The sequence below is a fragment of the Paractinoplanes ferrugineus genome, from assembly GCF_016862195.1.
Classification (GTDB): Bacteria; Actinomycetota; Actinomycetes; order Mycobacteriales; family Micromonosporaceae; genus Actinoplanes; species Actinoplanes ferrugineus.
The window spans coordinates 1-14464 of record NZ_BOMM01000054.1; the positions used below are offsets into that span (position 1 = coordinate 1).

Consider the following 14464-nt stretch of genomic DNA (forward strand, 5'->3'; position numbering starts at 1 on the left):
AGGCCGGGCCGGTCAAGGCCGGGCCGGTCAAGGCCGGGCCGGTCAAGGCCGGGCCGGTCAAGGCCGGGCCGGTCAAGGCCGGGCCGCGGCCGCCACCAGACGATCGACCGGACGGCACAGGCCGCACGGGCTGAAGCCGAGCTCGACGGCCTCGTTGATCGGGATCGGCTCGCTCAGCTTGCCGACCAGGTGCTGACATTCCGGCACGTGGTAGCGCGGGCGACCGTCGACCACCAGCACCTCGGCATCCATCCGAGCCACCCGGACGGCGTCGCTCGGGCTGACCGTCTGCGGCAGCGGCTCGTCAGCCGGGTCGTCCTCGGCGGGCTCCGCCAGCCCGTCGTCACCCAGCCCGGCGCCGCCCAGCCCGGCGCCGCCCAGCCCGGCGCCGGCCGGGCCGGAGTCGCCCGGACCCGTGTTGCCCGGACCCGTGTTGCCCGGACCCGTGTTGCCCGGTCCGGTGCCGGCCGGGCCCGGGTCGGCGAGCCTCTCGCCGGGCCGGCCCGCGCCGGGGAGGTCGGTCGCGGCCGGTTCGGCGTGCCGCCAGGCGTTCGCACCGGGGTTGTCGCTGCGGGCCGAACCGATCAGGCCGGAGGCCAGGTCGTAGTCGGGCTCGGCACGCTGCTCCGCCCGCCCGTGGCCGGGCTCGGCGCTCACACCGGCGGGACCCGGGTCTCCGGGGGTGCGGCCGAACGCCCGGTCGGCGGGGGTGTGCAGGTCGTCGACGTCGGTGTCGCGGCGGGCATCCGCGGGGCCGGCGGTCATGCCGGCGACGGCGTCGCGGCGCCCGGCGTCGTAGGCCTCGTCGAGATCGTCGGCGTCGAACTGGACGGTTTCGCGCCGGTCCTGCGCCGCGGCGGGGCCGCGGCCGCGCCGTTCGGCCAGGAACTCGGGCTCGGCGGCGAAGACCGGGCCGGCCGGATCGTCGGCGTAAGCGGGATCGGCGGCGAACGGCGGCTCGGCGGCATAGGCGGGATCACCGGCGTAAGCGGGACCGGCGGCGTACGGCGGCTCGGCGGTCGCGGGCCCGGCGGGGAAGGAATCGGCCGGCGCTGCGAACTCGTCCTGGCGAGGAGCGGCCGGCTGGGGTGTCGTCTCGGCGGCGCGGCGGGCGGTGGCGTTCTGGCGCGCGCCGATCACCAGGGCGACCGCGGCCAGCAGACTGGCCACGATCGAACTGATGAGGAAGGTGCTCGATCCGCCGATGAGGCCCAGGACGAGCAACGCCACCGCGACGAGGATGAGCAACAGGCTGGCAACGATCATGGCTCATCCCTCGTCGTGGTAACCGGGGGTGGAAAGGTCAGCGCCCGGACTCGATGGCACCGGTGCGGGTGCCGCCGTAGGAGCCGGCGAGGCCCGCCGCGGCGAGACCGCCGGAGCCGCCGACCGCGCGGGCGGAGTCGGCACGCGTCATCTCGGCCTCGAGACCCTGGCCGCGACCGTCGAGGTCACGCAGCTGGCTCTCCAGGTAGGCCTTGAGTCGAGTGCGGTACTCCCGCTCGAACTGCTTGAGCTCCTCGATGTGCTTCTGCAGCGCCGACCGCTTGGCGTCCAGGCCGCCCATGGCTTCCTGGTGGCGCTGACGGGCGTCACGCTCGAGGGCGTCGGCCTTGGCCCGCGCCTCGCGGGTGACCTCCTCGGCCTTGGAGCGGGCGTCGGAGAGGAGCTTGTCGGCCTCGCGGCGAGCGTCGGACACGTGGTCGTCGGCCGTGCGCTGGGCCATCATCAGCACCCGCAGGGCCTGCTGCTCGCCGTCACCGGTGCCACCACCGGCGGGAGCGCCGACCGGGCCCTGGGCCCGGACCTGCTCCAGCTCGGCCTGCATCTGGCGCGCGGCCTGCTCGGCCTGCGCCTTGTCCCGCTGCACGCGGTCCAGCTGGGCCTTGACGTCGTTGAGCTCGGCGGCGAGACGGGGGTCGGCACCCGAGACGGCTGGCGCGCCACCCCGGCCACCGCGCTCCACCTGGGCGCGCAGCTCGTTGTTCTCCTCGATCAGACGGGCGAGCTCGCGCTCGACCTCGTCAAGGAAGGCGTCGACCTCCTCCTCGTCGTACCCCCGCTTGCCGATCGGGGGTTTCTTGAAGGCCACGTTGTGCACGTCGGCCGGAGTCAGCGGCATCGAAACTCCTCGGGTCAGTTGCGGCCGCGGTGGGGGCTGCTTTCTAGCTGTACGCGTTGATCAGTTTCACGAGCACGAACTCCATGAGCACGAACAGGATAACCAGCAGCACGATGGAAGCCAGGTCCAAGCTCACGTTACCAATGCGCAGCGGTGGGATCACACGCCTCAACGCCTTCAGAGGCGGGTCAGTGACGCTCCACACCGTTTCGAGTGCCGCCGACGCGCCCCTGCCGGGCTGCCACCGCCGTCCGTACTGGAGGACCGCGGACAGGACGAACCTGGCCAGCAGGACCAGGACGAAAAGATAGACCACAAGGTAGAGGATTTGGAACAGGATCGACAGCACGTCTGAGGGTCCCCCAGTCGGGTGAGCTGTGCGGGTCAGCTCTGGTTGAAGAACCCACCCTCAGCGATCTTGGCCTTGTCCTCAGCGGTGACCTGGACATTTGCCGGAGAGAGCAGGAAAACCCGGTTGGTCACGCGCTCGATCGTACCGCGAAGACCGAACGCCAGACCGGCCGCGAAGTCGACCAGACGGCGGGCGTCCCCCTCATCCATCTCGGTGAGATTGATGATGACCGGCACACCGTCGCGGAAGTGCTCACCGATGGTGCGGGCCTCGCGGTAGGTGGTGGGGTGCAGCGTGGTGATCTGGTAACGCTGCTCCTCCTCGACCGGACGGGCCTGCGGCTGCGGCATCGGCGCGGCCGGCTGGGCCAGGGCGAGGTTGTCGCGGGTGGCGTAGCCCATCTGGGCGCCCTCGGCCGACGACGGGCGGGTGATCGAGCGCACCCGGGCGCGATCGGTGGAATCCACCCGATCGTGGTCGTCGAGGTCGGCCCGGGACAGCCGCTCGGAGACCCGGCTGCGCTCGTTGCGGGCGCGCGGAACGGCGCGCTCCTCCTCGTCGGCCTCGTCGTCCTCGTCGATGTCGGCGTAGCGGGAGCTCGAGTAGCGGTCACGGTCGCGGTCACGATCCCGGCCGCCCCGGTAGGACGGCTCGCGGTAGTCGTGGTCGGCGTAGTCGCGGTCGTCCTCCTCCTCGACCAGGCCCAGCCAGACGCCCGCCTTCCGAATCGCGCTCATGCCCCCACCCCATTCCGCATCCGGAAAGTGTCCCGACCTGCCATGTCCCCCACCTTGTCCGCCACTGCCCTGTCCGCCGCCGCGCTGTCCGACATCGCGTTGTCCGACATCACGCTGTCCCCCATTGCCCTGACCGCCACTGCGGCCGCGCCCCCACGGCGCACCGCATCCCCCTGGCGAGCGCCGACCGTCCGATCCGGACCGGCTACGTCAGAACAACACCCATGTAGTTTGCTGCCCGCCGCAAGGCTACCGCAGCGTGTTTCGCATTCCGAGCAAAGAAGTGCCGATCCGGACGTGTGTCGCGCCGTGCCGGACGGCCGCCTCGAGGTCGCCGCTCATGCCCGCGGAGATCGTGGTGGCACCGGGGTGCCGCTCGGCCAGCCCGGCCGAGAGCACGGCCAGCCGCTCGAACGCCCGGTCGGGCTCCCAGTCCCGGGGCGCGACCGCCATCAGACCGCCGAGCAGCAGGGCCGGCGCGGCGGCCACCACGTCGGAGATCCGCCAGAGCTCGTCACCGGCCGCCCCGCCGCGGGCCGGATCGTCGTCGATGCTCACCTGGATCAGCACCTCGAGCGGCGCCGGCCGGTCCACGGCGGCCCGCTCCAGCGCCGTGGCCAGGCGCACCGAGTCCACCGACTCGACCACATCGGCGTACCCGGCGACTGATCTCGCCTTGTTCCGTTGAAGTTGCCCGATGAAGTGCCAGCGCGGGGCGGCCCCGGCCGCGCGCGCCGCCGCGGCCTTGGGCTCCGCCTCCTGGTCGCGGCTCTCCCCGACGTCGGTGACGCCCAGCCCGGCCAGCAGGATGACGTCGCTCGCCGGGTAGGTCTTGGTGACCGCGGTCAGCCGGGCGGCGTCCACCGGCCGGCCGGCCGCCACGCAGGCGCGCGCTATCCGCTCGCGCACCTCGGCGAGGGAGGCGGCGAGCTGATCGCGCCGCGCGACGTCGGTCACCGCGTCCTCAGGAGCCGTTCTTGAGGAAGTCCGGCACGTCCACATCGTCGAAGAGCACCCGGCGCGGCGTCTGCGCCGGCGGGGCCTGCGGCGTGCTGACCACCGGGTTGCTGGCCGGCGGCGGGGTCTGCACCGGCGGGACGACCTTGCGGGCCGGCTCGCTCGGCTTGTAGGACGGGGTGCCGCCGTCGAAGCCGGCCGCGATCACCGTGACCCGGACCTCGTCGCCGAGCGCGTCGTCGATGACCGCGCCGAAGATGATGTTCGCGTCGGGGTGCGCCGCGTCGGTGACCAGCTGCGCCGCGTCGTTGATCTCGAACAGGCCCAGGTCGGAGCCGCCGGCGATGGAGAGCAGCACGCCGCGCGCGCCGTCCATGCTCTGCTCCAGCAGCGGGCTGGAGATGGCCCGCTCGGCCGCCTCGACCGCGCGGTTGTCGCCGCGGGCGCTGCCGATGCCCATCAGGGCGCTGCCGGCGTTGCTCATGACGCTCTTGACGTCGGCGAAGTCCAGGTTGATCAGACCGGGCGTGGTGATCAGGTCGGTGATGCCCTGGACACCGGAGAGCAGCACCTGGTCGGCCTGGCGGAACGCGTCCATCATGCTGATGCCGCGGTCACCGAGGGCGAGGAGCCGGTCGTTCGGGATGACGATCAGGGTGTCGCACTGGTTGCGCAGCTCGTCGATGCCCGTCTCGGCCTGCACCTGGCGGCGCTTGCCCTCGAACGAGAACGGCCGGGTGACCACGCCGATGGTGAGCGCGCCCAGCTTGCGGGCGATGTTGGCGACCACGGGCGCGCCGCCGGTGCCGGTGCCGCCGCCCTCGCCGCACGTCACGAAGACCATGTCGGCGCCCTTGAGCACCTCTTCGATCTCGTCCCGGTGGTCCTCGGCGGCGTTCTTGCCGACCTCGGGCTGGGCACCGGCGCCGAGGCCGCGGGTGAGCTCCCGGCCGACGTCGAGCTTGACGTCGGCGTCACTCATCAGCAGCGCCTGCGCGTCGGTGTTGATCGCGATGAACTCGACTCCCTTGAGCCCCACCTCGATCATGCGGTTCACGGCGTTGACGCCGCCGCCGCCGATACCGACCACCTTGATGACGGCCAGGTAGTTGTGTGGAGGTGTCATCGGGCTCTCAGCCTTCCCTTCGGGGTTGGCGGATGTCGTGGGCCCATGCGGCTCCGGCCCGGAACCGCAGTCGACATCCGCTGCCGTACAAGGGAGGGCGAGGAAACCCTCACCCTCTACTAGAGGCTCAGGGTTATGTCAACCATGCAACCTCTGGAGGCAACGTAAGCGGCGGGCACGCGTCAGCCAAGGACCGGCGCGGCGTGTCGGGGCCCGCTTACGTGGCGAATATCCGACGCGGCCGTAACCTCACGCAAAATACGCTGTTCGTGCCCAGATGTCCGCTATCGAATCGTCGGTACGGTCGGCGCGCTGACGTCGATCTGCTTGTCCGCCTTCGTCAGCAGCACCGTGGCCACCTGACTCTTCAGCGAGCTCTCGGTGTCGTCGCCCCAGAGCACCACGCGGTCCTTGGTGAGCTCCAGCTTGATCTGCGCGGGGGCCGCCGCCGAGACCGCCACCAGTTGCTCGCGCAGGTCGGTGCTGAGCGCGCCGAGCACGGCCAGCGCCGACCTGGTGTTGATGTCGGCCGGGCCGGGCGCCGGGGTGTTCAGCAGCGGCAGGCCGTCCGGCTGCCGGGTCACCTCGCGGAACGGCACGCCGGTCGCGTCGATCAGGGTCAGCTTGCCCGCGGCGGCCGGCACCGCCGCCACCGCGGTGCGCTCGACCACCTCGACGACGAGCGTGGACGGCCAGCTCCGCTTGATCATGACGTGGTCGACCGCGGGCAGGCCGCGCACCCGGCCCTTGACCGCGTCGAGGTCGAGCCGGGCCAGGGGCTCGCGCATCGGCACCGCCGCCGCCTGCTCGACCTGCAGCGGGGTCAGGAACTGGGTGCCGACGACGCGGACCTCGCGGACGCCGAGCACCGGCGTGGCGTACACGATCCAGGCCAGACCGCCGAGCACCAGCGCCACCCCGGCCGCGATCGCCCACGGCAGCAGCGCACGCAGCCGCCGCTGGCGGGCGCGCGCCATGAAACGCCGGGCCGAGGGCGGCACCGCGTCGGTGCCGGCCCGCACCAGCCGCCAGTTACGCCCGCCCCCGCTCACCGCCGGTTACTCCGGCGCTTCCGACGACAACACGGCCAGCAGCTCGTCGCCCATCAGCGAGATCGGCGGCGCGCCCATCGTCACCACCACGTCGCCGGGCCGGCTGCGCCGCAGCACCTCGGCCGGCACGTCCTGCCAGTCGGGCACGAACACCTTGTGCCCGGCCGGCAGGTCGATGGCCGCGGTCAGCGCCACCCCACCCTCGCCCGGCCCGCGCATCTCGCCCGGCCCGAAGACCTCCATGACGATCGTCTCGTCGGCGATCGCCAGCGCCTCGGCCAGCTCGGCCTGCAGGTCGCGGGTGCGGTAGACCCGGTACGGCTGGAAGACCACCAGCAGGCGGCCGTCGCCGGCCACCTCGCGCAGGGTCAGCAGCGCCGCCTTGACGGAGGTGGGGTGGTACGCGTACTCGTCGTAGACCCGCACCCCGGCGGCGATGCCCTTGCGCTCGAAGCGGCGGCGCACCCCCGGGAACGACGCGAGCGCCTCGGCGATCTTGTCGAGCGGCAGGCCCAGGCGCAGGCCGGTGAGCACCGCGGCGGCGCTGTTGAGGCCCATGTGCTTGCCGGGCAGGGCCAGCTTGATCTCACCGAGCGGCTGGCCGTCCAGCTCGGCCGCGTAGCGGACCCCGCTGGTCGACGAGGTGACGTCGGATATCCGCAGGTCGGCGCCCTCGGCCTCGCCGTACGTCCAGACCGTCTTGCCCGCGGCCCGCAGGCCGGCGATGAGCTCGCCGGTGCCGGGGCCGTCCGCGCAGGTCACCACGAAGCCGTCGGCCAGCGAGCCGAACTCCAGGAAGCCGGCCTTGAGACCGTCGAGGTCACCCCAGTTGTTGAGGTGGTCCTCCTCGATGTTCGTGATGATCGCGACGTGCGGCCGGTAGATCAGGAAGGACCGGTCGGACTCGTCGGCCTCGGCCACGAAGTGCGGCCCGGTGCCGTGGTGGCCGTTGGAACCGGCCTCGGAGATCTCCCCGCCGATCACGAACGACGGGTCCTGCCCGGCATGCTGCAGGATCACCGTCATGATCGAGGTGGTGGTGGTCTTGCCGTGGGTGCCGGCCACCGCGATGGTCTGCCGGCCGGTCATCGCCGCGGCCAGGGCCTCGGAGCGGTGCAGGATGCGCAGGCCGAGCCGGCGCGCCTCGACCAGCTCCAGGTGGTCCTGCGGGATGGCGGTGGAGAAGACGACCGTGTCGACACCCTCCAGGTTGGACGCCACGTGCGACATGTGCACGGTGCCGCCGAGCGCGCGCAGCGCCGCCAGGGCGGGCCATTCGCGCAGCTCGCTGCCGGAGACCGGCACGCCGCGGGTGAGCAGCAACCGGGCCAGGCCGGCCATGCCGACCCCGCCGATGCCGATCAGATGAACACTGCCCAGTTCCTCGGCGGTCAGCTTGCCGGCGGGGGTCAACTCCGCGGTGTTCACTGTCCAGTCCCCTTCATCGCGCCGGTGCTCTCCATCGCGCCCATGCCCTTCATCGACTCTGCGCCACCGCTTCCAGGACGAACTCCAGAAGCGCCTCGTCGCCGTCGCGCCGACCGTACTGCGAGGCGGCGTGCCCCATCATCGCGAGCCGGTGGCGGTCACGCGCCAACGGGATGATGTGCTGCTCGATCCACTCGGGGGTCAGCTCGGCGTTGTCGACCAATATGCCGCCACCGGCCTGCACCACCGGTAGGGCATTTCGCTTCTGTTCCTGGTTGCTGTGCGGGTAGGGCACGTAGACGGCCGGGACGCCGAGCGCGGTCGTCTCGGCCACGGTGATCGCGCCGCCGCGGCAGAGCATGAGGTCGGCGGCGGCGTAGCCGAGCTGCATGTCCGACAGGTAGGGCACCACCACGTATGGCACCGGGAGGTCGGTGGGCACGTCGAACGGCTCGTTGCGGCCGCCCTGCACGTGCAGCACCTGGATGCCGGCGTGGGCCAGGCGCTTGGCCGCCGCGGCCACCGCCAGGTTGATCGTGCGGGCCCCGGAGGAACCGCCGGAGACGAACAGCACCGGCAGGTCGGGCCGCAGGCCGAACTGGTAGAGCGCCTGCGGGCGCAGCGCGGCCCGGTCGAGGTGGGTGAGCGCGGTGCGCAGCGGCACGCCGACGACCCGGGCGTCGCGCAGCGACTCGGCCGCCTGCGGCTGGTTGGGGAAGCCGACCGCGATGTTCTTGGTGAACTTCATGCCCATCCGGTTGGCGACGCCCGGCGGCACGTTCACCTCGTGGATGACGATCGGCACGTCCCGGCGCCAGGCCGCGAGGTAGGCCGGGACCGAGACGTAGCCGCCGAAGCCGACGACGACCTCGGCCTGCACCTCCTCGAGGATCTTGCCGGCCGCGTGCGACGACTTGTACATCCGGTCCGGGGTGCGCAGCAGGTTCATGTTCACCGAGCGGGGCAGCTGGAAGGCCGGGATGACCCGCAGGTCGTAACCGGCCGCCGGGATCAGCTCGTTCTCCATGCCCTTGGGGCTGCCCAGGGTGGTGATCCGCACCTGGGGGAAGTGCCTGGTCACGGCGTCCGCGAAGGCGAGCAGCGGATAGATGTGACCGCCGGTGCCTCCTCCGGCGAGCACTACTGACCGCAGCATCACCGTCTCCTTCCGACCCCGCTGCCGGCCGTCGCCCGGCCATCCTTCGGGGCCGGCTGCCGGTGCGGGGGGAGCGGCGGCAGCGGGGCCCATAGTAGGCGTACCCATCTCGACGGCGGACGGGCGTTCAGGGCCTTGGCCGCGTCGGGCTCGGCCCGGGCGAACGAGGCGAGCATGCCGATCGCCGCGAGGATCACCACGAGGGCACTGCCACCAGCGGAGATGAACGGCAGCGGAAGGCCGGTGATGGGCAGCATGCCGGTCACCCCGCCGATGTTGATCACGGCCTGGGCGACCAGCCAGGTGGTGATCGCGGTGGCCGCGAGGCGGCGGAACGGGTCCTGCGAGCGGCGGGCGATCCGGAAACCGGTGTAGGCGAGCACCGAGAACAGGGCCAGCACCACCGCGCAGCCGACCACCCCCAGTTCCTCGGCGACCACCCCGAAGATGAAGTCGTTGTCGGCGTGCGGCAGCCAGTCCCACTTCAGCGCGCCCTTGCCCAGCCCGACCCCGAACCAGCCGCCCTCGAAGATCGCCGAGCGGGCCTGGATGAGCTGGTAGCAGGGGCCGTTGAGGTCGCAGTTCTCGATCGGCTGGAGGAAGTTGGTCAGGCGGGCCAGCCGGTAGTTGTCGGCGTCGGCCGAGCCGGAACCGGCACCGCCGGAGGCGGCGGCGATGAGCAGACCGACACCCGCCAGGCCGAGTACGCCCAGGGCGGCGAACACCCGCAACCGGATCCCGGCCGCCCACAGCAGGCCGACGATCAGGGCCAGCAGCACCAGCATGGTGCCCAGGTCGTTGTAGCCGACCAGCACGAACAACAGGCCGATCACCGGGAACAACGGGCGGGACAGCTCCCGCCAGTGGCCCAGCGCCGGGCCCTTGCGGGCGATCAGGTCGGCACCCCACAGCACCATGCCGAGCTTGGCCAGTTCGGCCGGCTGCAGGACGATCGGGCCCAGGTAGAGCCAGAGCAGTTCGGCGTGGACCGGGCCGAGCCGGGGCTTGTCGAGCACCCCGACCGAGGCCAGCGCGCCGAGCAGGTCGAGGATGCCGAGCAGCACGACCGCGGTGCCGAGGACGTACTTGCCGACGTCGCGCAACGTGCTGGTGGGCAACCGCTGGCAGACCCAGAACGCGAGGAAGCCGAGGACCGCGTACATCGCCTGGTGGGTGACGGCGGTGAAGGCGTTGCCGTTCTTCGCGTACGCCTGCACGCTGGTCGCCGAGAACACCATGGTGAGCCCGATCAGCAGCAGCAGGCCGGAGCTAGCGATCAGCAGGTAGTACGAGGAGAGCGGCCGGGCGAGCAGCCCGTGCACCGCGGGCAGCAGCTGCCGGCTCAAGGACGGGCGTGCCGTCTGTGTTCGGTCGTCCGCCATGGACACATCATCTGCTCCGCGACACGCGAGTCCCCGTCATGACTGTGGCGTGTCGCGGAGAGATCTCTATCCCATTACCGTCAGGAAGTCGGAATAGAACAGTCCCAGCCCGATCGCCACGCAGATGCCGGAGACGATCCAGAACCGGACCACGATGTTGACCTCGCTCCAGCCGGCCAACTCGAAGTGGTGGTGCAACGGCACCATCCGGAAGACACGCCGGCCGGTGGTCCGGAACGACACGATCTGGATCACCCAGGTCACCGTGATGATGACGAAGAGCCCGCCGATGATGATCGCCAGCAGCGTGGTGCGGGTCGCCACCGCGAGGCCGCCGATCAGGCCGCCGAGCCCGAGCGAGCCCGCGTCACCCATGAAGATCCGCGCCGGGGACGTGTTCCACCACAGGAAGCCCACACAGGCGGCGGCCGCCGCGGCCGCGATCATCGAGATCTCCAGCGGATCGCGCACCTGGTAGCAGTAGTCGTTGACCCGGGCGTAGTCGGTGTCGGCGCACCAGTGGCGGTACTGCCAGAAGCCGATCAGCGCGTACGCGCCGAGCACCAGGATCGACGCGCCGGTGGCGAGGCCGTCGAGGCCGTCGGTGAGGTTCACGCCGTTCGACATGGCCGTGACGACGAAGACGAACATCATGACCGAGCCGACCTTGCCGACGTCGAGCCAGTCGATGTCGCGGATGAACGAGATGTGCTCGCTCGCCACGGTCTGGCCGTTGGTGCTGGCCACGTAGAGAGCGGCGACCCCGAACCCGCCGCCGACCAGCGCCTGGCCGAGCAGCTTGCCCTTGGCCGACAGGCCGTCGGAGTTGCGCCGGCGCACCTTCAGGAAGTCGTCGATGAAGCCGACCCCGCCGCAGAAGACGAACAGGCCGAGCAGGACCAGGGCGGTCATGGTCGGCCCCTCCTGCGCGATCTGCCGTTCGGGCAGCGTGGTCAGCGCCACGTGCCCGGCGACGTACGCGAAGACGGTCGCCACGATGAACGCGACGCCGCCCATCGTGGGGGTGCCCTTCTTGCCCAGGTGGGAGGCGGGCCCGATGGTCCGGATCGGCTGACCGGCCTTGAGCGCGGTGAAGACGCGGATCGCCACCGGTGTGCCGAACAGGGAGATGATGAACGCGACCGCGGCCGCGACGATGACTGCCCTCACGGGCGACCCTCACCCTTCTGGGGGCTGAACCGACCGAGTCCGCGACTGCGGGGCTCGCTTCGCTCACCGGTCGCACCGGGACGCAGTCCGTCGACCACGTCCCAGGTGCGGTACCTGGAGCCCTTCACGAGCACGACGTCGCCGGCCCGCAGATCCCCCGTGACGAGGCCGAGGGCGGTGGCCTGGTCCTCGGCGAGGATCGCCGCACCCGTCCAGCCCTCGATCTCGCTCGCCCCGTCCAGGATCGGACGGGCGTTGTCGGCCACCGCGACGAGCCGGTCGACACCGAGCTCGGCCGCGAGCCGGCCGACCTCCACGTGCCCGGACACCTCGTGGTCGCCCAGTTCGGCCATGTAGCCGAGCACCGCGATCCGGCGGCCCGGGGCCGCCATCGCCGCGAGCGCGTGCAGCGCCGCCGCCGTCGAGGACGGGTTGGCGTTGTAGGAGTCGTCGATCACCGTGACACCGTCGGGCCGGGTGAAGACGTCCATCCGGCGCGCCGAGGCGATCCCGACCTCGCCGAGCGCCCCGGCGACATCATCGAGTTCGCGCCCGAGCGAGAGCGCGACAGCCGCCGCGGCGAGGGTGTTCGCGACCTGATGACGCCCCGCCACCTTGAGCCGGACCTCGGCCGCGGAACCGTCGAACCGGATGGTGTACGCCGCCCGCCCGCCCGCGTCCACCACGACGTCCGTGGCGCGGACCGTCGCGCGGTCCGACTCCCCGGTCGTCCAGAGCTGGGCCGTCGTGCGCGAGGCCATCGCCGCCACCAGCGGATCGTCGGCGTTCAGGACCGCGGTGCCGGCCGGCGTCAGCGCCTCGACCAGTTCACCCTTGGCCCGCGCGGTTCCCTCGACCGAACCGAACTCGCCGATGTGCGCGGCCCCGACGTTGAGCACCACGCCGACGTCCGGCCGGGCGATCTCGCACAGGTAGCGGATGTGGCCGACACCTCGCGCGCCCATCTCCAGCACCAGGAACCGGGTCTGCTCGGTCGCCTGCAGCACGGTGTAGGGGAACCCGAGCTCGTTGTTGAGCGACCCGGCCGGCGCGATGGTCGGCCCGAGTCCCGCGAGCAACTGCCCGATGTAGTCCTTGGTGGTGGTCTTGCCGGAGGACCCGGTGAGGCCGACCACGGTCAGGCCGTCGAGCCGCGCGACGACCTCGCGGGCCAGCGCCGCCAGCGCCGCCAGCGGGTCCTCGACGACCACGCCCGGTTCGCCGGTGTCGCGGGTGCTCAGCACCGCGGCGGCCCCGGCCGCGACGGCCCGGCCGGCGAACTCGTGGCCGTCGACGTTCTCCCCTTCGAAGGCGACGAACAGCCCGCCCGGCCCGATGCGCCGCGAGTCGTACTCGACCGGCCCGGACACGACGACCGACAGCGTCGCGTTGACGAGCCGCCCTCCCGTGATCCCGGCGATCTCGTCAAGTGTCATGCGGATCAAGAATGTCCCCCCGCAGCGGCGAGCAGCGCCTCGGCCAGCTCGATCCGGTCGTCGAACGGCAGCATCTCCCCGTTGACCTCCTGACCCCGTTCGTGCCCCTTGCCCAGCAGCGCGATGACGTCACCGGCCCCGGCGAGACGGACCGCCTCGTCGATGGCGGTCCGGCGGCCGGGCATCTCGATGATCTTCGTGGCCGAGCCGGCCTCCTCGGCGCCCGCCCGCACGGCGGCCCGGATCACGGCCGGGTCCTCGGTGCGCGGGTTGTCGTCGGTGACGATCACCAGGTCGGCCCCGCGCGCGGCGGCGGCCCCCATCAGCGGCCGCTTGCCCTTGTCCCGGTCGCCGCCGGCCCCGATCAGGCAGATCACCCGGCCACCGCGGGCGGTAGCCAGTTCGTGCAGGGCGGTGAGGGCGGCGACGATCGCGTCCGGCTTGTGGGCGTAGTCGACCACGCCGAGCACGTCGCCGGGCGCCTCGACCCGCTCCAGCCGGCCCGGCACGCCCGGGCAGGCGGCGATGCCGCGGGCGGCGGTCACCGGGTCGATCCCGGCCGCGGTCAGCGCGGCCAGCGCCAGCAGCGCGTTGGCCACGTTGTGCCGGCCGGGCAGCGACACCCCGGCCTCGACCCGCAGGCCGGCCGGGCCGTGGGCCAGGAACCGCTGCCCGAACGCGGACGGCCGCACCGCCGAGGCCCACCAGGTGGCCTCGGTGTCGCCGGCCGCCGAATAACTGATCGTGGCCGGCTTGAACAGCGGCCGCAGCGCCGGGTCGTCGTGGTTGAGCACCTCGACCCGGCAGCGCCCGTCGAACAGCTTGGCCTTGGCCGCGAAGTAGTCGTCGGCGTCGGTGTGGAAGTCGAGGTGGTCGAGACCGAAGTTGGTGTAGCCGCCGACGGCGAACCCGATCCCGTTGACCCGGCCGACCGCGAGCGCGTGGCTGGAGACCTCCATGACCACGGCGGTCACGTCCTTCTCCGCCGCCGCGGCCAGGATCGCCTGCAGGTCGGTCGCCTCCGGGGTGGTGCGCACGCTGGGCACCACCAGGTCGCCGAGACGCGTCTCGACGGTGCCGACCAGGCCGGTGGTCAGGCCGGCGGCGCGCAGCCCGGACTCGACGAGATAGGCCGTGGAGGTCTTGCCCGCCGTACCCGTGATGCCGATCATCAGCAGCCGGGCCGAGGGATCGCCGTAGACCGCCGCGGAAGCGGCGCCGAGCGCCGCCCGCGGGTCGTCGGTCACCAGGACCGGCAGGCCGGTCGCGAGCGCCGCGTCGCGGCCCGCGGCGTCGGTGAGGACCGCCACCGCCCCCGCCGCCGCGGCGTCCGCCGCGAACTCCGCGCCGTGCCGGTTCGCACCGGCCAGCGCCGCGTAAAGATCACCTTGAAGCACCTCGCGACTGCTGTGCGTGATGCCGGTGACCTCGATGTCTTCACCGCTGAGCGAGGCCGGCAGAAGTGCCGCCAGGCGCGTCAGCCGCAGCGGTGCGACTGTCTCGGGACGTGGAACTGCGGGCACGGCGTCAGACCCTACCCCGTAGT

The 14464-nt window shown here is 72.1% G+C and carries 12 protein-coding genes and 1 pseudogene; all 13 read right to left on the reverse strand.

Annotation, left to right across the window (positions count from 1 at the left end):
- Positions 1-1085: 1085 nt before the first annotated feature.
- A pseudogene (locus Afe05nite_RS30655) lies at positions 1086-1266 on the reverse strand (hypothetical protein); the annotation flags it as partial.
- A gap of 37 nt (positions 1267-1303) precedes the next feature.
- Positions 1304-2122, reverse strand: coding sequence for a DivIVA domain-containing protein (locus Afe05nite_RS30660; protein WP_203820738.1), 819 nt, complete (start codon positions 2120-2122; stop codon positions 1304-1306).
- Positions 2123-2165: 43 nt separating this feature from the next.
- Positions 2166-2471, reverse strand: coding sequence for a YggT family protein (locus tag Afe05nite_RS30665; RefSeq protein ID WP_203820739.1), 306 nt, complete (start codon positions 2469-2471; stop codon positions 2166-2168).
- A gap of 35 nt (positions 2472-2506) precedes the next feature.
- Complete coding sequence (locus tag Afe05nite_RS30670) at positions 2507-3211, reverse strand: cell division protein SepF (protein ID WP_203820740.1); 705 nt, start codon at positions 3209-3211, stop codon at positions 2507-2509.
- 249 nt (positions 3212-3460) lie between these two features.
- On the reverse strand, positions 3461-4213 hold the full coding sequence (locus Afe05nite_RS30675; protein WP_203820741.1) for a YggS family pyridoxal phosphate-dependent enzyme: 753 nt from the start codon (positions 4211-4213) through the stop codon (positions 3461-3463).
- A complete protein-coding gene (gene ftsZ, locus Afe05nite_RS30680; RefSeq protein WP_203820742.1) occupies positions 4176-5294 on the reverse strand; it encodes a cell division protein FtsZ in 1119 nt (372 codons plus the stop codon). The genes Afe05nite_RS30675 and ftsZ overlap by 38 nt, the downstream gene beginning before the upstream one ends.
- A 284-nt stretch (positions 5295-5578) precedes the next feature.
- Positions 5579-6346, reverse strand: coding sequence for a cell division protein FtsQ/DivIB (locus Afe05nite_RS30685; protein WP_239118307.1), 768 nt, complete (start codon positions 6344-6346; stop codon positions 5579-5581).
- Between the two features lie 6 nt (positions 6347-6352).
- Entirely contained in the window at positions 6353-7774 is a 1422-nt protein-coding gene (murC, locus tag Afe05nite_RS30690; RefSeq protein WP_203820743.1) for a UDP-N-acetylmuramate--L-alanine ligase, read from the reverse strand.
- A gap of 49 nt (positions 7775-7823) precedes the next feature.
- Positions 7824-8930: an undecaprenyldiphospho-muramoylpentapeptide beta-N-acetylglucosaminyltransferase gene (murG, locus tag Afe05nite_RS30695; RefSeq protein WP_203820744.1), complete on the reverse strand. Its 1107-nt coding sequence runs from the start codon at positions 8928-8930 to the stop codon at positions 7824-7826.
- Positions 8930-10312 (reverse strand): FtsW/RodA/SpoVE family cell cycle protein, encoded by a 1383-nt coding sequence (locus tag Afe05nite_RS30700; RefSeq protein WP_203820745.1) that lies wholly within the window; start codon positions 10310-10312, stop codon positions 8930-8932. The genes murG and Afe05nite_RS30700 overlap by 1 nt, the downstream gene beginning before the upstream one ends.
- 66 nt (positions 10313-10378) lie before the next feature.
- Entirely contained in the window at positions 10379-11482 is a 1104-nt protein-coding gene (gene mraY, locus Afe05nite_RS30705) for a phospho-N-acetylmuramoyl-pentapeptide-transferase (protein ID WP_203820746.1), read from the reverse strand.
- Entirely contained in the window at positions 11479-12927 is a 1449-nt protein-coding gene (locus Afe05nite_RS30710; protein ID WP_203820747.1) for a UDP-N-acetylmuramoyl-tripeptide--D-alanyl-D-alanine ligase, read from the reverse strand. The genes mraY and Afe05nite_RS30710 overlap by 4 nt, the downstream gene beginning before the upstream one ends.
- The gene (locus Afe05nite_RS30715; protein WP_203820748.1) at positions 12924-14441 is read right to left on the reverse strand and encodes a UDP-N-acetylmuramoyl-L-alanyl-D-glutamate--2,6-diaminopimelate ligase; all 1518 of its coding nucleotides are present in this window, start codon (positions 14439-14441) and stop codon (positions 12924-12926) included. The genes Afe05nite_RS30710 and Afe05nite_RS30715 overlap by 4 nt, the downstream gene beginning before the upstream one ends.
- Positions 14442-14464 lie beyond the last annotated feature (23 nt).